Source organism: Amycolatopsis thermophila (assembly GCF_030814215.1).
GTDB classification, from domain to species: Bacteria; Actinomycetota; Actinomycetes; order Mycobacteriales; family Pseudonocardiaceae; genus Amycolatopsis_E; species Amycolatopsis_E thermophila.
In genome coordinates this window covers 1,288,698-1,307,893 of record NZ_JAUSUT010000001.1, presented here as the reverse complement: position 1 = coordinate 1,307,893, position 19,196 = coordinate 1,288,698, and the positions used below count along the sequence as shown (strand labels likewise).

At 72.7% G+C, this 19,196-nt stretch carries 24 protein-coding genes; 13 read left to right on the top strand and 11 right to left on the bottom strand.

The window, feature by feature from the left end; genetic code table 11:
* The first annotated feature begins 122 nt into the window (after positions 1-122).
* Complete coding sequence (locus FB470_RS06485; RefSeq protein ID WP_306989545.1) at positions 123-995, top strand: glycosyltransferase family 2 protein; 873 nt, start codon at positions 123-125, stop codon at positions 993-995.
* A gap of 6 nt (positions 996-1,001) precedes the next feature.
* On the opposite strand, the gene FB470_RS06480 is transcribed toward FB470_RS06485, so the two are convergent.
* A complete protein-coding gene (locus FB470_RS06480) occupies positions 1,002-1,346 on the bottom strand; it encodes a hypothetical protein (protein WP_306989542.1) in 345 nt (114 codons plus the stop codon).
* A gap of 143 nt (positions 1,347-1,489) precedes the next feature.
* Between FB470_RS06480 and manB the strand changes: the two genes are divergently transcribed.
* Both manB and FB470_RS06470 read left to right on the top strand, forming a co-directional pair.
* Positions 1,490-2,569: a mannose-1-phosphate guanylyltransferase gene (gene manB / locus FB470_RS06475; RefSeq protein WP_306989541.1), complete on the top strand. Its 1,080-nt coding sequence runs from the start codon at positions 1,490-1,492 to the stop codon at positions 2,567-2,569.
* Positions 2,569-3,465, top strand: a complete 897-nt coding sequence (locus tag FB470_RS06470) for a DNA-3-methyladenine glycosylase family protein (protein ID WP_306989539.1) — start codon at positions 2,569-2,571, stop codon at positions 3,463-3,465. The genes manB and FB470_RS06470 overlap by 1 nt, the downstream gene beginning before the upstream one ends.
* A 53-nt stretch (positions 3,466-3,518) precedes the next feature.
* Here FB470_RS06470 and FB470_RS06465 read toward each other — a convergent pair whose 3' ends face one another.
* The 5 genes from FB470_RS06465 to FB470_RS06445 are packed head-to-tail and all read right to left on the bottom strand — an operon-like array spanning position 3,519 to position 7,470.
* Positions 3,519-3,884 (bottom strand): GntR family transcriptional regulator, encoded by a 366-nt coding sequence (locus tag FB470_RS06465; protein WP_306999086.1) that lies wholly within the window; start codon positions 3,882-3,884, stop codon positions 3,519-3,521.
* The gene (locus FB470_RS06460; protein WP_306989537.1) at positions 3,881-4,411 is read right to left on the bottom strand and encodes an NUDIX hydrolase; all 531 of its coding nucleotides are present in this window, start codon (positions 4,409-4,411) and stop codon (positions 3,881-3,883) included. The genes FB470_RS06465 and FB470_RS06460 overlap by 4 nt, the downstream gene beginning before the upstream one ends.
* Positions 4,408-5,739, bottom strand: coding sequence for a coenzyme F420-0:L-glutamate ligase (locus FB470_RS06455; protein ID WP_306989535.1), 1,332 nt, complete (start codon positions 5,737-5,739; stop codon positions 4,408-4,410). The genes FB470_RS06460 and FB470_RS06455 overlap by 4 nt, the downstream gene beginning before the upstream one ends.
* Positions 5,732-6,727, bottom strand: coding sequence for a 2-phospho-L-lactate transferase (cofD, locus tag FB470_RS06450; RefSeq protein ID WP_306989533.1), 996 nt, complete (start codon positions 6,725-6,727; stop codon positions 5,732-5,734). The genes FB470_RS06455 and cofD overlap by 8 nt, the downstream gene beginning before the upstream one ends.
* A complete protein-coding gene (locus FB470_RS06445; RefSeq protein WP_306989531.1) occupies positions 6,724-7,470 on the bottom strand; it encodes a GNAT family N-acetyltransferase in 747 nt (248 codons plus the stop codon). Before FB470_RS06445 ends, cofD begins: the two co-directional genes overlap by 4 nt.
* Before the next feature lie 117 nt (positions 7,471-7,587).
* Between FB470_RS06445 and fdxA the strand changes: the two genes are divergently transcribed.
* Positions 7,588-7,908, top strand: coding sequence for a ferredoxin (gene fdxA, locus FB470_RS06440; protein ID WP_020420964.1), 321 nt, complete (start codon positions 7,588-7,590; stop codon positions 7,906-7,908).
* The gene (gene dapC / locus FB470_RS06435; RefSeq protein WP_306989527.1) at positions 7,905-8,999 is read left to right on the top strand and encodes a succinyldiaminopimelate transaminase; all 1,095 of its coding nucleotides are present in this window, start codon (positions 7,905-7,907) and stop codon (positions 8,997-8,999) included. Before fdxA ends, dapC begins: the two co-directional genes overlap by 4 nt.
* On the opposite strand, the gene FB470_RS06430 is transcribed toward dapC, so the two are convergent.
* Entirely contained in the window at positions 8,993-9,589 is a 597-nt protein-coding gene (locus FB470_RS06430) for a TetR/AcrR family transcriptional regulator (RefSeq protein ID WP_306989525.1), read from the bottom strand. The genes dapC and FB470_RS06430 overlap by 7 nt on opposite strands.
* A 69-nt stretch (positions 9,590-9,658) precedes the next feature.
* Between FB470_RS06430 and FB470_RS06425 the strand changes: the two genes are divergently transcribed.
* A complete protein-coding gene (locus FB470_RS06425) occupies positions 9,659-11,035 on the top strand; it encodes an FAD-dependent monooxygenase (protein WP_306989523.1) in 1,377 nt (458 codons plus the stop codon).
* Between the two features lie 287 nt (positions 11,036-11,322).
* Here the strand turns inward: FB470_RS06425 and FB470_RS06420 are convergent, their stop codons facing one another.
* The 3 genes from FB470_RS06420 to FB470_RS06410 are packed head-to-tail and all read right to left on the bottom strand — an operon-like array spanning position 11,323 to position 13,731.
* On the bottom strand, positions 11,323-12,264 hold the full coding sequence (locus FB470_RS06420) for a CHAD domain-containing protein (protein WP_306989521.1): 942 nt from the start codon (positions 12,262-12,264) through the stop codon (positions 11,323-11,325).
* A 36-nt stretch (positions 12,265-12,300) separates the two neighbouring features.
* Positions 12,301-13,281: a 2,3,4,5-tetrahydropyridine-2,6-dicarboxylate N-succinyltransferase gene (gene dapD / locus FB470_RS06415; RefSeq protein ID WP_306989519.1), complete on the bottom strand. Its 981-nt coding sequence runs from the start codon at positions 13,279-13,281 to the stop codon at positions 12,301-12,303.
* 15 nt (positions 13,282-13,296) lie between these two features.
* Positions 13,297-13,731 carry a hypothetical protein gene (locus FB470_RS06410; RefSeq protein ID WP_306989517.1) on the bottom strand — a complete coding sequence of 145 codons (435 nt, stop codon included), beginning with the start codon at positions 13,729-13,731 and terminating at the stop codon, positions 13,297-13,299.
* Positions 13,732-13,765: 34 nt separating this feature from the next.
* On the opposite strand from FB470_RS06410, the gene dapE reads away from it, so the two are divergent.
* The 3 genes from dapE to FB470_RS06395 are packed head-to-tail and all read left to right on the top strand — an operon-like array spanning position 13,766 to position 16,205.
* Positions 13,766-14,842: a succinyl-diaminopimelate desuccinylase gene (gene dapE, locus FB470_RS06405; RefSeq protein ID WP_306989515.1), complete on the top strand. Its 1,077-nt coding sequence runs from the start codon at positions 13,766-13,768 to the stop codon at positions 14,840-14,842.
* A 25-nt stretch (positions 14,843-14,867) separates the two neighbouring features.
* Positions 14,868-15,638 carry an LOG family protein gene (locus tag FB470_RS06400; protein WP_306999084.1) on the top strand — a complete coding sequence of 257 codons (771 nt, stop codon included), beginning with the start codon at positions 14,868-14,870 and terminating at the stop codon, positions 15,636-15,638.
* Positions 15,639-16,205 carry an LOG family protein gene (locus FB470_RS06395; RefSeq protein WP_306989513.1) on the top strand — a complete coding sequence of 189 codons (567 nt, stop codon included), beginning with the start codon at positions 15,639-15,641 and terminating at the stop codon, positions 16,203-16,205.
* A 3-nt stretch (positions 16,206-16,208) separates the two neighbouring features.
* On the opposite strand, the gene FB470_RS06390 is transcribed toward FB470_RS06395, so the two are convergent.
* Positions 16,209-16,880, bottom strand: coding sequence for a lysophospholipid acyltransferase family protein (locus FB470_RS06390; protein ID WP_306989510.1), 672 nt, complete (start codon positions 16,878-16,880; stop codon positions 16,209-16,211).
* 48 nt (positions 16,881-16,928) lie between these two features.
* Here FB470_RS06390 and FB470_RS06385 point away from each other — a divergent pair, with 48 nt between their 5' ends.
* The 4 genes from FB470_RS06385 to FB470_RS06370 are packed head-to-tail and all read left to right on the top strand — an operon-like array spanning position 16,929 to position 19,195.
* Entirely contained in the window at positions 16,929-17,873 is a 945-nt protein-coding gene (locus FB470_RS06385; RefSeq protein WP_306999082.1) for a glucosyl-3-phosphoglycerate synthase, read from the top strand.
* Between the two features lies 1 nt (position 17,874).
* On the top strand, positions 17,875-18,177 hold the full coding sequence (locus FB470_RS06380; RefSeq protein ID WP_306989508.1) for a DivIVA domain-containing protein: 303 nt from the start codon (positions 17,875-17,877) through the stop codon (positions 18,175-18,177).
* Entirely contained in the window at positions 18,174-18,629 is a 456-nt protein-coding gene (locus FB470_RS06375) for an SRPBCC family protein (RefSeq protein ID WP_306989507.1), read from the top strand. Before FB470_RS06380 ends, FB470_RS06375 begins: the two co-directional genes overlap by 4 nt.
* Positions 18,626-19,195, top strand: a complete 570-nt coding sequence (locus FB470_RS06370) for a DNA-3-methyladenine glycosylase I (protein WP_306989505.1) — start codon at positions 18,626-18,628, stop codon at positions 19,193-19,195. Before FB470_RS06375 ends, FB470_RS06370 begins: the two co-directional genes overlap by 4 nt.
* Position 19,196: the final 1 nt, after the last annotated feature.

The following is a 19,196-nucleotide window of genomic DNA, read 5'->3' as shown; positions in this document are numbered from 1 at the left end:
GTCTTCCGCGTTCGCGCGGTCATATACTCGCCGAGACGTAGCCGGGTGATTGCCTGGTAGCGGACCGCCGCGGTTGACCATCGAGGGGTGCCCGTCCCGTCGCGTTCGGTAGTCGGGGCACAATGGCGCCCGTGACCGAGCCGAGCCGTTACGGCGACGGGGTCGCCGTGGTTGTCGTGACGTACTTCCCCGGCGAGGACCTCGATCGCTTCCTCGACAGCCTCGAAAAGGCGACCACGCGCGACATCCACGTCGTCGTCGCCGACAACGACTCGACCGACGACGCCCTCGACCGGGCCGAGCAGCGGAAGAACACCCATGTCCTGCGCATCGGCCAGAACCTCGGCTACGGCGGCGGCGCCAACCGCGGCGTGGCGACCCTCGACGACCGCTACGGCTGGATCGTCATCGCCAACCCGGACCTCGAATGGGAACCCGGCTCGCTCGACACCCTCGTCGAGGCCGGTCAGCGCTGGCCGCGCGGCGGCGCGTTCGGGCCGCTGATCCGCGACCCAGACGGCACCGTCTACCCCTCTGCCCGCCTGCTGCCCTCGCTCGGCCGCGGCATCGGCCACGCCGTCTTCGGCAAGGTCTGGCCGGCCAACCCGTGGACCCGCGCCTACCGCCAGGAACACGCCGCCCCGGCCGAACGCACGTCCGGCTGGCTGTCCGGCTCCTGCCAGCTCATCCGCCGCGAGGCGTGGGACTCCGTCGACGGCTTCGACACCCGCTACTTCATGTACTTCGAGGACGTCGACCTCGGCGACCGCATCGGCCGCGCCGGCTGGCTCAACGTCTACGTGCCCTCGGCGGCGGTCACGCACATCGGCGGCAAGGCCACGTCCCGCGCGCCCAAGAAGATGCTGGCCGCGCACCACGAGAGCGCTTACCGCTACCTCGCCGACCGCCACCGCGGCCTGCTGTGGAAACCGGTGCTGGCCGCGGTCAAGCTCGGCCTCCGGCTGAGGCTGACGTTCGAAACGCGGGGCAAGTAGCCGGGGCTACAGCCCTTCCAGCCGCCGCGCGAAGTCGGACGTCCCGGTCTGCGTCTTGGTGGTCGGGACCAGGCCGTCGACCTCTTCCTCCGGCTGCACCGGCGCCATCCCGACCCGCGTGTCCGGCTTGGCTTCGGCGGCGATGCTGCCCTGCACGGATTCGATCACCGACGACGGCACGACGGCTGTCGTGTCCGGGTCCTGCTCGTCGATCCGGTCGACGACCGATCTGGGGATCTGCTGCGTGCTCGAAGCGTCCATCGGCGAAACCGCGGCGTCCGGTGTCACCACGAACGCGCCCCGGGACTGTGCCCTGGCCAGCAGAGCGTCCGCTCGATCGCGGGGGTCCATCCCCTCGGCCTCCCGACTCGACGTGGGCCCTCTCCGGACGGGGCCCTCCGTGTGCTGTCTAGGGTAGGGCCTCCGGGCCGTCGCCGTCATTGTTTCCCGCGGTTTGTCGCCCGCCGGTGCGTGATAACGGGAAGGATCTTGACGTGACATCGGAACTTGATGTCGATGCCGTTGTGCTCGTGGGCGGCAAGGGAACCCGCCTGCGGCCGTTGACCCTGTCCGCCCCGAAACCGATGCTGCCCACCGCGGGCGTGCCGTTCCTGACCCACCTGCTGTCCCGCATCCGCGCGGCGGGGATCCGGCACGTGGTGCTCGGCACGTCCTATCGCGCCGAGGTGTTCGAGGAACACTTCGGTGACGGCGCGTCGCTGGGGCTGGAACTCGAGTACGTCGTCGAGGACGAGCCGCTGGACACCGGCGGCGCCATCCGCAACGTGGCCGGCCACCTGCGCGCCGACCACGCCGTCATCTTCAACGGCGACATCCTCTCCGGCGCCGACCTGCGGGCACTGGTCCAGACCCATCTGGACACGAACGCGGACGTCACCCTGCACCTGCAGCGCGTCGAGGACCCGAGCCGCTTCGGCTCGGTGCCGACCGACGCCGACGGCCGCGTCACCGCGTTCCTGGAGAAGACCCCCGACCCGCCGACCGACCAGATCAACGCCGGCTGCTACGTCTTCCGCCGCCCGGTGCTGGAGTCCATCCCGGCCGGCCGTCGCGTGTCGGTGGAACGCGAGACGTTCCCCGGCCTGCTGGAGGGCGGCGCGCACCTGCACGGGTTCGTCGACGCCTCCTACTGGCTCGACGTCGGCACCCCGGAGGCGTTCGTGCGCGGCAGCGCGGACCTGGTGCGCGGGCACGCCCCCACCTCGGCGCTGCCGGGCGCGCCCGGGGAGGCCCTGGTGCTGGAGGGCGCGGACGTCGCCGCGGACGCGGTCGTCACGGGCGGATCGACCGTCGGCGCCGGGTCGCACGTCGCCTCCGGCGCGCGGATTTCGGGGTCGGTGCTGTTCGACCGGGTAACCGTGGCGGAGAATGCCGTTGTGGAGAACTCCGTGCTGGGTGTGGGCGCGCGCGTCGGCAAGGGCGCGGTGCTCAGGGGCGTCGTCCTCGGTGACGGCGCGGTCGTCGGCGCCGGGTGCGAGCTGCTCGACGGTGCGCGGGTGTGGCCGGACGTGACCCTGCCCGACGGTTCGATCCGGTTTTCCAGCGACGCCTGATGCGGTACCGCCCGCCGTTCCCCCTCGACCTCGATGCGGTCTTGCGTCCGCACCGGCGCGGCAAGGGCGACCCGTGCCTGCGCGCGGACGAGTCGGGCACGACGTGGCTGACCGGCAACACCGCGGACGGACCGGGAACCCTGGCGCTGCGCCGGTTCCCCGACGGGGAGATCGAGGCCGCCGCGTGGGGCCCGGGCGCGGAACGGCTGCTCGACGGCGTGCCGGCGCTGGTCGGCGCCGAGGACGACGACAGTGGGTTCGTCTCCCACCACGACCAGGTCGCCCAGGTGCGGCGCCGCATGCCGGGGCTGCGCCTGGGCGCGACCGGGCGGGTGTGGGACGCGCTGGTGCCGGCGGTGCTGGAGCAGAAGGTCACCGGCTACGAGGCGCGGCGGTCGTGGCGCGAGCTGTGCCGGTGGTTCGGCGAGCCCGCGCCCGGCCCGGCGCCGGAGGGGATGCGGGTGCCGCCCACGCCGAAGGCGATCATGTCCATACCGGACTGGACGTGGCACCGCGCGGGCGTGGACCACAGCCGGCGCAAGGCCCTGATCTTCTCGGCGCAGGTCGCGCACCGGCTGGAGAAGGCGGCTTCGCTTCGGGGCGCCGAGGGGCGCGCCTGGCTGCGGAAGGTGCCGGGCATCGGGGTGTGGACCGCGGCGGAGGTCGCGCAGCGCGCCTGGGGCGACCCGGACGCGGTCAGCTTCGGGGACTTCCACATCCCGGCGGTGGTCGGGTACGCGCTGCTGGGCACGCCGCTGGACGACGAGGGCATGGCGGAGGTGCTGGCGCCCTACGCGCCGCAGCGGCAGCGCGCGGTGCGGTACCTGGAGGCGGCCGGCTTCTCGCGCCCGAGGTTCGGGCCGAGGTTCTCGCCGCGCGACTACCGCGCGATGTGAGGCCCGGCGCGGGCGCCGGCCCAGCCGGCGCGGTGGGCTACGGGCGAGCTCGGTCAGCGGTCCGCGTGGTTCAGCGCCGCGCGCACGATCTTCAGCGCCTCGTCCGCGGAAACGCCCAGCGCCCGCGTCACCGCCGCGTACGTCTCCGCCGCTTCACGGGCCCGGCTCAGCGACTCGTCGCCGGAGGAGGCCACGAACGAACCCGCCCGGCCGCGCGTTTCGATCAGGCCAGCCTCCTCCAGTTCGCGGTAGGCGCGCGCGATCGTGTTCGGCGCGATGCCCAGTTCCTCCGCCAGCCCGCGCACCGTCGGCAGCTTCGTGCCCACCGCCAGCGTGCCGGCGTTGATCTGCCGCGCCAGCCCCGACCGCACCTGCTCGAACGGCGGCACCCCCGACGACGGATCCACCGAGACGATCATTCGCACGCCGCCGCGATCAACTCGGTCAGCTCCTCCGACCCGGGCGGCAGCGCGGTCAGCGGCCACCACCGCAGGTCGTCCGACTCGTCGCTGCGCACCGGCGACGCACCGTCCGGCGCCACCACCACGAACCGCACGTCGAAGTGCCGCGTCGGCACGCCCAGCGAGCACGTGATCGGGTGCACGTCCAGGTGCACCGGCTCCGGCGAGATCCTCAGCCCGCTCATCCCGGACTCCTCCGACGCCTCCCGCAGGGCCGCCGCGGCCAGCGACACGTCGGAAGCCTCGCAATGTCCGCCCAGCTGCAACCACCGCCCCACCCGCGGGTGCAACGTCAGCAACACCCGCGACCGCGAAGCGTCCAGCACCACGGCCGACGCCGTGAGGTGCCCGGCCGCGCACGACCGCTGACAGGCGTCGTCCCGCGCGGCGAGGAAACCCAGGAACGCGTGCCGCAGCGCCTCCTGACCGGACGTCCCCGGCTGCCACTTCTCCAGCGTCGCCACGGCATCCGCGTGCAGGCTCACAGCTCGACCAGCCCGTCGCTCACCGGCTCGCGCGGCGGGGCGGCCGAAACCGGGTGCCCGATCGCGACCGCACCCAGCGGCTGCCACGACGGCTCCAGCCCCAGCACCTCGCGCACCACGTCCGCGGCGAAGATCGTCGACCCGATCCAGCACGACCCCAGGTCCTCCGCCGCGAGCGCGACCAGCAGACCCTGCACCGCGGCGCCACCGGCGACCGTGAACATCGTCCGCTCGCAGGCGTTGCGCCGCTCGTCCGGGTAGGTGTGCATGCCCTCGGGCACCAGGAACGGGATCACGACCTCCGGCGCGTCGAACAGGATGTCCCCGCGCGCCACGCGCCGGGCGATCTGCTCCTCGGTGAACGCGTCGCCGGACAGGTCGGCCCGCCACGCCTCGCGCATCGCCTCGAGCAGCTTCGTCCGCAACCCGCGGTCGCGCAGCCACACGAACCGCACCGGCCGCGTGTGGTGGGGGGCGGGCGCGGTCAGCCCGGCGCCGATCGCGCGGCGCACCGCCTCGGGATCGACCGGCTCGTCCGTGAACGACCGCACCGACCGGCGCACCAGCACCGCCTCCCGGCGGCCCCGCGCGATCGCCTCCCGGGTGCCGAGCGAGAACATGTCCTCTTCGGACGGCCGTACCAGCTTGCGCGCCGTCGACCCGTCGTCGACCGGCTCCAGCCCGCGCACCACGGCGACCGGTGTCGCCGTCAGCTTGCCCTTCACCAGATCCGCGGCCGCGGCGATCTCGTCGGCCACCGCGATCTCGGTGACCTGCAGCTCGTTGCCCTGGGGGTCGACCTCGCCCTCGTAGGAGTGCAGCACCCGGATCCCGCTGGCGCCGATCGCCTGGTCGGTCTGCCCGACCCGCCACGCCCGGCCCATCGTGTCGGTGATGACGACCGCGACCTCGACGCCCAGCCGCTCCCGCAGTCCGTTGCGCAGCGCCAGCGCGGAGGCGTCCGGGTCGGCGGGCAGCAGGGCGATCTCATCACCGGCCACATTGGACGCGTCCACACCGGACGCAGCCTGCACGATCCCGATCCGGTTCTGCGTGATCAGGGTCCGGTTGAACCGGGCCAGCACGCGCACCGACTCCTGCTCGACCAGCTCGCGCCGGGCCGCGTCGCGGGCCTCCGGGTCGCTGGGCACGCGCACCAGCCGTCCCTCGATCTTCGACACGACCTTGCTCGTGACCACGAGGACGTCACCGGAGCGCAGCCAGGGCGCGGCCGCGGCGATCGCGCCGGTCAGGTCGTCGCCCGGCCGGAACTCCGGCAGGCCCTCGACCGGCAGGACCTCCAGGCGCGCGGCGGAATGGTCACTCAACTTCGGCTCCCGCGAGTTCCAGCGCGGCCCGCGCCATCGCCGCTGTCGCGTCCACATCGGACATCAGCAGCGGAACCGCGCGCACCGCGACGCCCGGCACGTGCACGGTCTCGCCCTCGGCGACCAGCCACCCGTCGAGCAGGCCGTCCTCCGACGTCTGCCGCGACCCGTAGTGGATGCCGACGGCCTCCGCCGACGTCTCCACCCCGATCGCGGACAGGCACGCGTCGGCCATGCCGCGCACCGGCTTGCCGCTGATGATCGGCGACACGCCGACCACCCCGGCCGCGGTCTTGCGCAGCGCCTCCTTCACGCCGGGCACGGCCAGCACCGTCCCGACCGAGACGACCGGATTGGACGGTGCGAACAGGACGGCGTCGGCCTCGGCGATCGCGTCCAGCACGCCCGGCGCGGGCTTGGCCTCCTCGACGCCGACCGGCACGATCGAGTGCGCCACCGGCTCCGCGCGGTAGCGCACCCACCACTCCTGGAAGTGGATCGCCTTGCGGTTGCCGGCCTCGTCCGGGTCGTCGATCACGACGTGGGTCTCGACCCGGTCGTCGCTCATCGGCAGCAGCCGCACACCCGGCTGCCACCGGTCGCACAGCGCCTCGGTGACCGCGGACAGCGGGTAGCCGGCGCGCAGCATGCGCGTGCGGATCAGGTGGGTGGCGATGTCCTTGTCGCCGAGACCGAACCAGGTCGGCTCGGCGCCGTAGGCCGCCAGCTCCTCCTTCACCACCCACGTCTCGCCCTGGTGCCCCCAGCCGCGCTCGGTGTCGATGCCGCCGCCGAGCGTGTACATGCAGGTGTCCAGGTCCGGGCTGATCCGCAGGCCGTGCATCCACACGTCGTCGCCGGTGTTGACCACCGCGGTGACCTCGTGCGGGGATTCCCCGGGGCCGACCGGGGGCAGGTTCAGAGCGGCTTTGACTCCGAGCAGGAAGCGGGCGCCGCCGACCCCGCCGACAAGTACGACAACCTTCACAGCGAGCGATCCTCGCACGCGCCGGGCCCGGGGACCCAGTACCGGTACCTGTGGTGTTCGGTGAACCCGAGCCGGTCGTAGAACGCCAGCGCGCCGGCGTTCTCCACGGCGACCTGGAGCACGGTCCGCGTCGCGCCGCGCTCGGCGGCCCACGGCCCGCACGCGGCCATCAACGCCGAGGCCAGGCCGCGGCGGCGGTACCCGGGCCGGACCGCGAGCCGGGCGATGTGCAGCACGTCGTCGACGACCGCCGCCCGCACCGCGCCCGCCGTGACACCCATCACGTCGGCGAGCGCGTAGCCGATCTCCCCGGTGGTCAGCACGTGCCGCTCCGCGTCGGTCGGCTCGGGCCGTCCCACGGTCAGCTCCCACCACCCCCCGGTCGGCGAAGCCAGCACGGGCACCTCGTCGGCGCCCTCGCCGAGCGGTCCGGTGAGCACGGACACGACGTGCCCCGCCGCGTGCCCGGAGTTCGGCACCCACCCGGCCGCCGCGATCGCGCGCTCCGTCTCGCTCCCGGCGACCACCTGGACGACGGGCGGGATCCGGTGGGCGTGGGCGAAGTCACAAACGCCCCGCAGTGCGCTCCCGGTCGGCGACCCCGGGTCGCCGACCGCCAGTGCGCTGTTGGCCCGGCCGGTGAACCCGCCGGCGGCGCGAAGCCGCCAGTCACCGATCTTGTCCGTGCTCACCGCGGGCCAGGCGTCGGCACAGCGCAGCTCGAGCGTTTCGAAGGCGTCCACGGTTCACATTGTGCTCGGTACGCGCGGATTAAGGGTGGCCTTACTTTGGAAGGCGCCCGCATCGGCGCGTAATGTCCAGCAGTGATAGTGGATCCTTTGACCTAGCAGGAGACCGCAGTGACGTACGTGATCGCCGAGCCCTGCGTCGACGTGCTCGACAAGGCGTGCATCGACGAGTGCCCTGTCGACTGCATCTACGAGGGCGACCGGATGCTCTACATCCACCCCGACGAGTGCGTGGACTGCGGCGCCTGCGAGCCGGTGTGCCCGGTCGAGGCGATCTACTACGAGGACGACGTCCCGGACGAGTGGGCCGAGTACACCAAGGCCAACGTCGACTTCTTCGACAGCCTCGGCTCGCCCGGCGGCGCCTCCAAGGTCGGCAAGACCAGCAACGATCCGCAGTGGATCAAGGACCTGCCCCCGCAGGGCGAATGAACCGCGGCGGTACCGGTCTGCCCGATTTCCCGTGGGACTCGCTCGCCGAGCCCACGGCGCGGGCGAAGTCGCACCCCGGCGGCCTGGTCGACCTCTCGGTCGGCACTCCCGTCGACCCGGTGCCCGACTCGATCCGCGCCGCGCTGGCGTCGGTCTCGGAGATCCCCGGCTACCCCACCACGCACGGGACGCCGGAGCTGCGCGCGGCCGCGGTCGGGGCGCTGAGCCGCCGGCACGGCATCACCGGGGTCGACCCGGTGGCGGTGCTGCCGACCATCGGGTCCAAGGAGCTGGTGGCGTGGCTACCGCGCCTGCTCGGCACCGAGCCGGGCGACACCGTGGTGATCCCGGAGCTGGCGTACCCGACCTACGAGGTCGGCGCGCTGCTCGCCGGAGCCGGGGTGCTGCGCAGCGACAACCCGCGGAGCCTCGCCGAGCCGCCCGCGCTGCTGTGGCTGAATTCGCCGTCCAACCCGACCGGTCGCGTGCTGGGCGCGCAGGCGCTGCGCGAGATCGTCGAGTGGGCGCGCGAGCGGGACGTCATCGTCGTGTCCGACGAGTGCTACCTCGCGCTCGGCTGGGACGCGGACCCGGTGTCGATCCTGCACCCGTCCGTGTGCGGCGGCCGTCACGACAACCTGCTGGCCGTGCACTCGCTGTCCAAGTCCGCGAACCTGGCCAGCTACCGCGCCGGGTTCGTCACCGGTGACCCGGAGCTGGTCGCCGGTCTGCTGGCGGTGCGCAAGCACGCCGGCATGATCGTGCCGCGCCCGGTGCAGGAGGCGATGACCGCCGCACTGGCGGACGACGCCGCGCTGGAGACGCAGCGGGAGCGCTACGCGCGCCGTCGCCTGGTGCTGCAGAAGGCGTTGCAGGACAACGGTTTCCGCATCGACCACTCCGAGGCCGGGCTCTACCTGTGGGCCACCCGGGGTGAGGACGCCTGGCAGACCGTGCAGTGGCTGTCCGAGCGCGGGATCCTCGTCGCGCCGGGCACGTTCTACGGTCCGGCGGGCGGCTCGCACGTGCGGGTGGCGCTGACCGCGACCGACGAGCGCATCGAGGCCGCGGCCGAGCGCCTGTCTCAGTAGTCGCGGCCGGTGAAGCCGCGGTAGACGAACCGGGTGAGGGCGTCGATCGCGTCCTCCTCGGCGAGGTCCGGCTGGCCGTCGTGCCACATCTGGACGAAGTTGTCGATCAGCGCGGACATCATCACCACGCTCGCGATCGGCGTGGTGGGCAGCCGCAGGCCCGCCTTGGTCACGTAGTCGGCGTGGCCGGTCAGCTCCTCGTTCTGCGCGCGGCGGAACGCGGTGAGCTTGCGCGCGAAGTCCTCGTTCACCAGCGCGGCCTGGCGCAGCGCGCGGATCGTCGCCGCGTGCCGGCGGTAGAACCCCCAGTACGCCGCGATGTGGTAGCGGATCGCGGCCGGGTCGGCGAAGTCCGGGCTGTGCCCGGGCAGGCCGGCGCTCTCGTCGCCGGCCTCCTCCAGGTCGGCGAGCAGTGACTCGAGCAGTTCTTCCTTGCTCGCGAAGTGGTTGTAGAACGACCCGGCCGCCCGGCCCGCCTCGGCGGTGATGTCGGTGATCTTGGTGTTCAGGTAGCCGCGCGTGGCGAACAGCCGCTGGGCGGCCGCCTTCAGCGCGGCCTCGGTCTCCGCCGCCCTCTCCTTGCGATTCACGGCACCTCCTTGACTGGCACGCTAGCAAGGCGCACTATGAATCAAGATTCAGTGAATGGAGATTCAGTCATGGATGTGCTGATCGCGGGAGCCGGGCCGACCGGGCTGACGCTGGCCATCGACCTCGCCCGCCGCGGGGTGGGCGTGCGGATCGTCGACAAGGCGACCGGGTTCTTCCCCGGTTCCCGAGGCGACGGGCTGCAGCCGCGCACCCTGGAGGTGTTCGACGACCTCGGCGTGATCGACGCGGTGCTGGCGGCGGGCCGGGACGCGCCGACGTTCCGCGTGCACCTGGACGGCAGGTTCGCGATGGAGCGGCGGATGGCCGAGCTCCGCGACCCGGCGCCGGACGTGCCCTATCCCAGCGGGCGGATGCTGGGCCAGGCGCAGACCGAGGGCATCCTGCGCGACCGGCTCGCCGAGTTCGGCGTGCACGTCGAACTGGGTGCGGCGCTGACCGGGTTGACGCAGGACTCCTCGGGTGTGACCGCCCGGTTGTCGACCGGTGAGACCGTGCGGGCGGACTACCTGGTCGGCGCGGACGGTGGGCGCAGTTTCGTGCGGAAGGCGCTGGGGATCGAGTTCGAGGGCGTCACCGACGAGTCGGTCCGGATGCTGCTGGGCGATGTGGCGGCCGACCTCGATCCGGAGTACGGGTACTGGTTCGCGGCCTCGGCGCACCCGATGCGGGGTGTGATGATGAGCCCGCTGCCCGGGATCGGCCTGTTCCAGTTCGGGGCGCCGCTGGGGGAGGACGACGTCGAGCCGACGGTGGCGACGTTGCAGGCGAAGCTGGACGCGGTGAACGCCGGGGTGCGGCTGCGGGAGATGACGTGGTCGACGGTGTGGCGGCCGAACGTGCGGCTGGCGAAGCGTTTCCGCGTCGGCCGGGTGTTCCTGGCCGGCGACGCGGCGCACGTCCACCCGCCCACCGGCGGGCAGGGGCTGAACACCGGGGTGCAGGACGCGTACAACCTGGGCTGGAAGCTGGCCGGCGGTTCGCCCGAGCTGCTGGACAGCTACGAGACCGAGCGCCGCGCCGTGGCCGCCGGCGTGCTGGGGCTGTCGTCGGAGCTGATGCGCAGGTACATCGACGGCGACGAGCGGGCGCACGAGCGCGGGGAGGACACGCAGCAGCTGAACATCAGCTACCGCACCACGAACGAGCCGGGGCTGGCGGTGGGGGACCGGGCGCCGGACGCGCCGTTGCGGGACGCCGACGGCAAGGCGGTGCGCCTGTTCGACCTCTTCCGGGGCCCCCACGCGACAACACTCGTCTTCGGGGCCGAGGCGCCGGCCGAGCCGCACGCGTACGCGGTGCTGCGCCCGGGGGAGGCCGCGGCGGGCAACTACGTGACCGACGTCGAGGGACACGCGTACAAGGCCTACGCCGCGACGCGGGTCGTGGTGCGACCGGACGGGTACGTGGGCGCGCTGAGCCGGTAGCCCGGCGGTGGGCACCGGGACGGACGCCCGCGGCGCCTGCGGATCTTGGATTCGGGTGCGAAGCGGTGTGCTCGGGTCGGGCGTGTTTGTGGGTCCACCGGCCGTATCCGGCGATCGCGGCTTCCTACGCGGCTCGATCCAGTTCAGCCAGGAGCCACCTCCGGCGAGAGCCTCCCAGCCGATCGACTCGGCTCGGCTACCACGCCAACCTTTCCGGAGGAGGCACCAGCGGCCCTCAGCGGCGGCAACCTGGGTGCAGAATGCCCGCGCGCGGCGTGGTGCAGCCCTCAGCGGCAGAGCTTCCCCGCCGCCGCGTCCAGGGTGGACAGCGCCGCCGGCCATGCCGCCCGCGCGGTGGCCCGTCGCCGGAGTTCGCGCTCCGCGATGCGCCCCGCGACGAACCCGACGGCGGCCTCGTCGGCCGTGGCGACCAGCTCCCGCATCCGCGCGGCGGCCACCACGGCGTCCTGGTGGTCGCCCAGCACGTCCTGCAGCTGCCTGGTTGCCTTGATCAGCGACTTGACCTGCGCGATCTCCTTCTTCCGCGCGGCCGACTTCGCCGTCTCCGCGGCGTACCGCAAGCGCTTGCCGTAGATCCGCAACTCGTGCAACTCGTCGTCGGGCGGGTCGGCCGGCAGCGCGGCGACCGCCTTCACCAGCTTGCGGTACGGCTTCCGGATCAGGGCGGCGACGTCGACCACGACCGGGCCGTCCGCCGTGGCCAGCGGCAGCTCGGTGAGCACCAGCCGCGCCGCGGAACGCAGCAGCGCCGTGTACCGCGAGCTGCCCAGGCAGCGGTTGAGCCGCCGCTTCGCCTTGGCGCGCTCGGCCACGAAGATCCGGACCAGCCGCGCCCCGGCCGGCTGGTCGGCCGCCTCGAACGACGCGACCGTCGCCCGCAGGTGCCCGATCAGCACGTCGTGGTCACGCACCTCGCCCAGAGCGGCGCCGAGCCACTTCAGCTCGGCCCGCACGTCGTCGCCCGCCGGCCCCAGCAGCTTGAGCGCGCTGCGGAGCCGGCGGACGGCCACGCGCATCTGGTGCAGATCCTCCGGATCGGCGCCGGACCGCGTGCCCGGCTCGTACGCCAGCAATGCCCGCAACTGCCCGTCGATCCGGGCCCGGAGCAGCGCTTCCGGCGTGTCTCCCCGGCCCGCCGCCAGCGGCGTCCCGGGCAGGCCGAGGTCGCCCACGGTCAGGACGCGGGATGGCAGCGTAGCGGTGCTCACCGCATGAATGATAGGTGAACGAGATCCACGTCCCGCTCAGTTGGCGTGCAGCATCTCGTTCAGCTCGATCCCGGCACCGGTCCGCGGGACGGCCTCGACCGCGCCGGTCTCGGAGTTCCGCCGGAACAGCGCGCCGGAGATCCCGGACAGCTCACGGGCCTTCACGGTCTTGCCCTCGACCACGACCTTCGTCCCGGCCGTGACGTACAGGCCGGCCTCGACCACCGAGTCGTCGCCCAGTGAGATGCCGACCCCGCCGTTCGCGCCGATCAGGCAGCGCTCACCCAGCGAGATGACCTCCTTTCCGCCACCGGACAGCGTGCCCATGATCGACGCCCCGCCGCCCACGTCGGTGCCGTCGCCCACGACCACACCGGCCGAGATGCGGCCCTCGACCATCGACGCGCCGAGCGTGCCGGCGTTGAAGTTCACGAAGCCCTCGTGCATGACCGTCGTGCCGCTCGCCAGGTGCGCGCCCAGGCGTACGCGGTCGGCGTCCCCGATCCGGACACCGGTCGGCACCACGTAGTCGACCATGCGCGGGAACTTGTCGACGCTGTACACGGTCACCGGCCCGCGCGCCCGCAGCCGCAGGCGGGTCTGCTCGAAGCCCTCCACCGGGCACGGGCCGTGGTTGGTCCACACGACGTTGGCCAGCAGGCCGAAGATGCCGTCCAGGCTCTGGCCGTGCGGCTGCACCAGGCGGTGCGACAGCAGGTGCAGGCGCAGGTAGACGTCGTGCGCGCTGACCGGGGCCTGCGCGAGGGTGCCGATGGTGGTGCGGACCGCGACCACCTCCACGCCGCGGGCGTCGTCCGGGCCGAGCAGCGCGGCGGCGGCCTCGCCGAGGACCTCGGCGGCCTCGTCGCGGGTCAGCCGCTCGGTCCCGCTGGTCCCGGGCTCGCCCAGCTTGGGCTGGGGGAACCAGGTGTCCAGCACGGTCCCGTCGGTGGTGACGGTGGCCAGGCCGATGCCGTGGGCGCCGGTGGTCTCGGGGTTCGGGCTCTGCTCGCTCACGGCCCCAACGGTAACTCAGCGGGTGACGAGGTCCGTGTCCACCAGTTGCTTGATGGAGCGCAGGGTGTCCGCGATCTTGGTCAGCGCGGGGGTGCACGGGTCGCCGGGATCGGCGACGGTGTCGCACCGGCCGTCGCGGTAGGTGCCGATCCCGCGCTCCAGGTCGCCGGCCAGCGCGACCAGGTCCGGGTGCCTGGTGCCGGCCTGCTCGCGCACCAGGCCCGGGGTGCTGCCCAGTTCGGTGACGTACTTGCCGCACCCGCGCGGCGTCGACCCGGCCGGATCGCGGAAGCACGGGTCCGCGGCGAGCGCGTCGAGCTTGACCGACAGGGCGTAGGGCGTGTCGGCCTGGCCGACGCTGCCCTTCGGGGTCGGGCCGGCCTCGTTCGAGCAGCCGGCCAGCACGAGTGCCAGCGCGCCGAGGGCGATCAGGGGCTTGCACGTGCGCACGTCCTCACCGTACGACACCCCTTAGAGTCGGCACATGACCACTCTCGACCTGCACGCCGATCCGGTGGACCTGACCGCCGCACTGGTGGAGGTCCGGAGCGTCTCCGGGCAGGAGGCGGCGCTCGCCGACGCGGTGGAGACCGCGCTGCTGGAGCAGGCCGGGCACCTCGAGGTCGTGCGCAACGGCGACGCCGTGCTGGCCCGCACGAACCTGGGCCGCCCGTCGCGCGTGGTGCTCGCCGGGCACCTGGACACGGTGCCGGTCAACGACAACCTGCCGGTGCGCCGCGAGGGCTCGGGCGACGACGAGGTGCTGCACGGGCTCGGCACGGTCGACATGAAGGGTGGCGACGCGGTGTTCCTGCACCTGGCGGCCACCGTCACCGAGCCGCGTCACGACGTCACCTTCGTCTTCTACGACAACGAGGAGGTCGAGGCGGTCCGCAACGGTCTCGGCCGGATCGAGCGGGAGATGCCGGGCTGGCTCGCGGGCGACCTGGCGATCGTCGGCGAACCGTCGAACGCGGTCATCGAGGCCGGCTGCCAGGGCACCATGCGGGTCGAGGTGCGCCTGTCCGGCAAACGCGCCCACACCGCACGGGCGTGGATGGGTGTCAACGCGATCCACGCGCTCGGCGAGCCGCTGCGGCGGCTGGAGGCCTACCAGGCGCGGATCGTCGACATCGACGGGCTGACCTACCGCGAGGGCCTGCAGGCGGTGCGGGTGTCCGGCGGGGTGGCCGGCAACGTGGTGCCGGACGAGGCGGTGCTCGCCGTCAACTTCCGGTTCGCCCCGGACCGCAGCGCCGAACAGGCCGAAAAGCACCTGCGCGAGGTGTTCGACGGCTACGAACTGTCCGTTGTGGACCTTTCGCCCGGTGCGCTGCCCGGCCTGACCGCCCCGGCGACGGCGGAACTGGTCCGGGCCGCGGGCGGCGAGGCGGCGGCGAAGCTGGGGTGGACGGACGTCGCGAGGTTCGCCGCGCTCGGCATGGCGGCGGTGAACTTCGGCCCCGGGAACCCGACGCTCGCGCACACGCGCGAGGAGCACGTCGCGGCGCGGGAGATCCGGCAGGTCACGCGCGTGCTGCGGAACTTCCTGGGCCAGTAAGCTCGGCGGCGTGACAGGGGAAGAAGTGGACGAAACGTCCGAGTATCCCGAGCACCCGCGGGAGAAGCAGCGGGGCCCGGTCGTGCTGCGCCGCGAGCGCCGCATCGAGTCGACCACCACCGACCAGCGCCTGCTCGACGCTCGCGGGCCCAGCGACTGGGTGCACACGGACCCGTGGCGGGTCATGCGCATCCAGGCCGAGTTCGTCGAGGGTTTCGGCGCGCTGGCCGAGGTGCCGCGCGCGGTCACCGTGTTCGGCTCGGCCCGCACCCCGCGCGACCACCCCGAGTACGAGCTGGGACGCAAGATCGGCGTCGGGCTCGCGAACGCCGGCTTCGCGGTCATCACCGGCGGTGGGCCGGGCGCGATGGAGGCGGTCAACCGGGGCGCGTCCGAGGCGGGCGGGTTGTCCATCGGGCTGGGGATCGAGCTGCCGTTCGAGCAGGGCCTGAACCCGTGGGTCGATCTCGGGGTGAACTTCCGGTATTTCTTCGCCCGCAAGACGATGTTCATCAAGTACGCGCAGGCGTTCATCTGCCTGCCCGGTGGGTTCGGCACACTGGACGAGCTCTTCGAGGCGCTCACCCTGGTCCAGACCAAGAAGGTGACGAAGTTCCCGGTGGTCCTCTTCGGACGGTCCTACTGGGGCGGGCTCTACGACTGGGTCCGGGACGTGGTGCACGCCCAGGGCAAGGTCAGCGACAAGGACCTGGCGCTGCTGCACCTGACCGACGACGTCGACGACGCGGTGGCCAAGGTCGAGGAGGCCTACCAGGCCTGGGAGGACACGCACTAGGTGAAGCGGATCTGTGTGTTCTGCGGTTCGTCCGGCGGCGGCTCGCCGGTGTACGCCGACGCCGCGACCGGACTGGGCAAGCTGCTCGCCGAGCGGGGAATCGGCCTGGTGTACGGGGGCGCGAGCGTCGGGCTGATGGGCGCGGTCGCCGACGGCGCGCTGTCGGCGGGCGGCGAGGTGATCGGCGTGATACCCGAGCACCTCAAGCGCGTCGAGATCGCCCACCACGGCCTGTCGGAGCTGGTGGTGACCGCCGACATGCACGAACGCAAGGCGAAGATGGCCGAGTACGCCGACGCGTTCCTGGCCCTGCCCGGCGGCGCGGGGACGCTGGAGGAGCTCGCCGAGGTCTGGACCTGGGCCCAGCTGGGACTGCACGCCAAGCCGATCGGCCTGCTCGACGTGGCCGGGTACTACCGCCCCTTCCGCGAGTTCATTGACCACATGGTGACGGAGAAGTTCCTGCGCCCGGAGCACCGGGACCTGATCTTCGTGCACGAGGACCCGGCGGCGTTGCTGGACGCCTTCGCGGCCTACGAGGCCCCCCGCATCGCCAAGTGGCAGTAGCGGCTACGCGGCCTCTCCGGGCCGCTTGTGGTACTTGTCCACGTACTCCTGCCCGGACAGCTCGGCGATCGCGTACATGATCTCGTCGGTCACCGCCCGCCGGATCGCGGGCGAGGCGTCCAGGCCGTCGTAGCGGGAGAAGTCCAGCGGCTCGCCGAACTCGACGGTGACCTTGGCCGGTCGCGGGAACAGCTTCCCCTTCGGCAGCAGCTTCTCGGTGCCGGTGAGCGCGACCGGCACCACCTTCGCACCGGTCGCCAGCGCCAGCGACCCGACGCCGGTGTGCCCGCGGTGCAGCCGCCCGTCGAGCGAGCGCGTGCCCTCCGGGTAGATCCCGAACACGCCCCCGTCGTCGAGCACCTTGCGGCCCGATTCGAGCGCCGCGAGCCCGGCCTTGGCGTTGCCGCGCTCCACCGGCACGAACCCGAGCGCGTCGAGGAAGGCGGCCATCAGCCGGCCCCGGAGCCCCTTGCCGGTGAAGTACTCCGCCTTGCCCAGGAACCGCACCCGGCGCGGGCTGACCAGCGACAACACCGTCGTGTCGACGGCCGCGCGGTGGTTGGGCGCCAGCAGCACCGGGCCGCGCTCGGGAACCCTCTCCGCGCCGCGGACCTCCGGACGGTAGATCAACTTGACCACCGGGACGGCGACGACGCGGATCAGCTGGTAAAGCACGGTTCCCTCCAGTTCGTCTTCGGTTCCAGCATGGCACGATCGGCGCTCATGGACACCGGCTGGTTCGCGCGGCGCACGTGGCAGGAGCCCGATTTCGACCCCGCCGACCTGGTTCGGGCGAAAGCGGGCCGCACCGTGTCGGTGGTGCTGCCCGCGCTCGACGAGGAGGAGACCGTGGGCGACGTGGTCGCCTCGGTGCGGCCCCTGGTCGGCACGCTCGTCGACGAACTGGTGGTCGTCGACTCCGGTTCGACGGACGCCACGGTCAAGGTCGCGGCCGAGGCCGGCGCGCGGGTCGTGCACCGCGAGGACGTCCTGCCGCACCTCGAGCCGCTGCCCGGCAAGGGTGAGGTGCTGTGGCGTTCACTGGCCGCGACCGCCGGCGACCTCGTCGTGTTCCTCGACTCCGATCTCGTCGACCCCGACCCGGGGTTCGTGCCCGCGCTGCTCGGCCCGCTGCTGCTCACCGAGGGTGTGCACCTGGTCAAGGGTTTCTACCGGCGCCCGCTGCGACTGGAGTCGGCGGAGGCCGGCACCGGCGGCGGCCGCGTCACCGAGCTGCTCGCGCGGCCGGTCCTGTCAGCCCTGCGCCCCGCGCTGTCGTCGGTGGTCCAGCCGCTCGGCGGCGAGTACGCCGCCACGCGCGAGTTCCTCGAGTCGGTGCCCTTCGCGGCCGGGTACGGGGTGGAGATCGGGCTGCTGCTCGACGCCGAGGCCCGCTACGGCATGGACGGGCTCGCGCAGGTCAACCTCGGGGTGCGCAAGCACCGCAACCGGTCACTGCTGCAGCTGGGCGTCATGGCGCGGCAGATCCTCGGCACGGCGCTGGCCCGGTGCGGGATCGACGCGGGCGGCTCCGGGACGCTGACCCAGTTCGTGCCGGAGGCGGGTGCCTGGGTGCCGCGGGATGCCGACGTGCTGGTGGCCGACCGGCCCCCGATGCGCACGGCCCGCTCGGGGGACGAACCGCGGCCCGGTGTGCCAGGATTTTGATGTGACGACCGCCCTGATCTACCTCGTGATCATGCTGCTCGTGGCGGCGGTGGTGTTCCTGCTGGCCGCTGTCGTGTTCGGCCGCGGCGAGGAGCTCGCGCCGCTGCCGCCGGGCAGCTCGCCGACGCGCCTGCCGGTGCGCGACATCACCGGCGAGGACGTGCACCAGGTGCGCTTCCAGCTGGTGCTGCGCGGGTACAAGATGTCCGAAGTGGACTGGGTGATGCGCCGTCTGGGCACCGAGATCGACACGCTCCGCGAGCGGGTGGCCCAGCTCGAGGCGGAACGGCAGACGTCGGGATGATCGACCTGGTCCTGTCCGTGGACGTCCGCGCGAGCGCAGGCACGACCTGGCTCGCGCTGACCGATTGGGAACGGCAGCACGAGTGGATGCTGGGCACGCACGTGGAGGTCACCGAGGGCGACGGGCGCAGCGTCGGGTCGAAGCTCACGGCGTTCACCGGCGTGCGCGGGGTGGGCGTCACCGACCCGATGGAGATCACCAGCTGGGAGCCGCCGGTGCGGTGCACCGTGCGGCACCTGGGCGGGGTCGTCAAGGGCACCGGCGCCTTCCACGTGCACGCCAAGGGCGCGAACTCCTCGACGTTCGTCTGGTCGGAGAGCCTGGTGCCGCCGCTCGGGCCGGCCGGGCAGCTGGGGTGGCCGGTGGTGAAGCCGGCGTTCGTGCTCGGATTGCGGTATTCGCTGAAACGGTTCGCGAAGTTCGCGGAGAGCTACTCGGTGGGGCAGGTATGACGGAACTGGTGGGGGCCGACGGGGTCGCGCGCTGCCCGTGGGGCAACTCGTCCCCGGACTACGCCGAGTACCACGACACGGAGTGGGGCGTGCCGCTGCACGGGCAGGACGCGCTGTTCGAGCGGCTGTGCCTGGAGGCGTTCCAGTCCGGGCTGTCGTGGATCACGATCCTGCGCAAGCGCGCGGGCTTCCGGAACGCCTTCGCCGGGTTCGTGCCGGAGAAGGTGGCCGAGTTCGGTGACGACGACGTCGAGCGCCTGATGGCCGACGCGTCGATCGTGCGGAACCGGGCGAAGATCCTGGCCGCGATCACCAACGCGCGCGCCGTGGTCGCCCTCGACCAGCCGCTCGACGAGCTGCTGTGGTCGTTCGCGCCGACCGGGAAGCGGCCGCGCCCGAAGACGCTCGCCGACGTCCCGGCCATCACGCCGGAGTCGACCGCGATGGCGAAGGCGCTGAAGAAGCGCGGCTTCGCCTTCGTCGGCCCGACCACCTGCTACGCGCTGATGCAGGCCACCGGCATGGTCGACGACCACCTGGTGACCTGCTTCCGCGCGTCCTCGTGAC

Bases quoted from the DNA above. Each gene is read 5' to 3' on its own strand.
- FB470_RS06375 (WP_306989507.1), top strand. From the start codon at position 18,174: ATGATCGACCTGGTCCTGTCCGTGGACGTCCGCGCGAGCGCAGGCACG.
- FB470_RS06470 (WP_306989539.1), top strand. From the start codon at position 2,569: ATGCGGTACCGCCCGCCGTTCCCCCTCGACCTCGATGCGGTCTTGCGT.
- FB470_RS06480 (WP_306989542.1), bottom strand. From the start codon at position 1,346: ATGGACCCCCGCGATCGAGCGGACGCTCTGCTGGCCAGGGCACAGTCC.
- FB470_RS06425 (WP_306989523.1), top strand. From the start codon at position 9,659: ATGGATGTGCTGATCGCGGGAGCCGGGCCGACCGGGCTGACGCTGGCC.
- FB470_RS06370 (WP_306989505.1), top strand. From the start codon at position 18,626: ATGACGGAACTGGTGGGGGCCGACGGGGTCGCGCGCTGCCCGTGGGGC.
- dapE (WP_306989515.1), top strand. From the start codon at position 13,766: ATGACCACTCTCGACCTGCACGCCGATCCGGTGGACCTGACCGCCGCA.
- FB470_RS06385 (WP_306999082.1), top strand. From the start codon at position 16,929: ATGGACACCGGCTGGTTCGCGCGGCGCACGTGGCAGGAGCCCGATTTC.
- FB470_RS06465 (WP_306999086.1), bottom strand. From the start codon at position 3,884: ATGATCGTCTCGGTGGATCCGTCGTCGGGGGTGCCGCCGTTCGAGCAG.
- dapC (WP_306989527.1), top strand. From the start codon at position 7,905: ATGAACCGCGGCGGTACCGGTCTGCCCGATTTCCCGTGGGACTCGCTC.
- FB470_RS06485 (WP_306989545.1), top strand. From the start codon at position 123: ATGGCGCCCGTGACCGAGCCGAGCCGTTACGGCGACGGGGTCGCCGTG.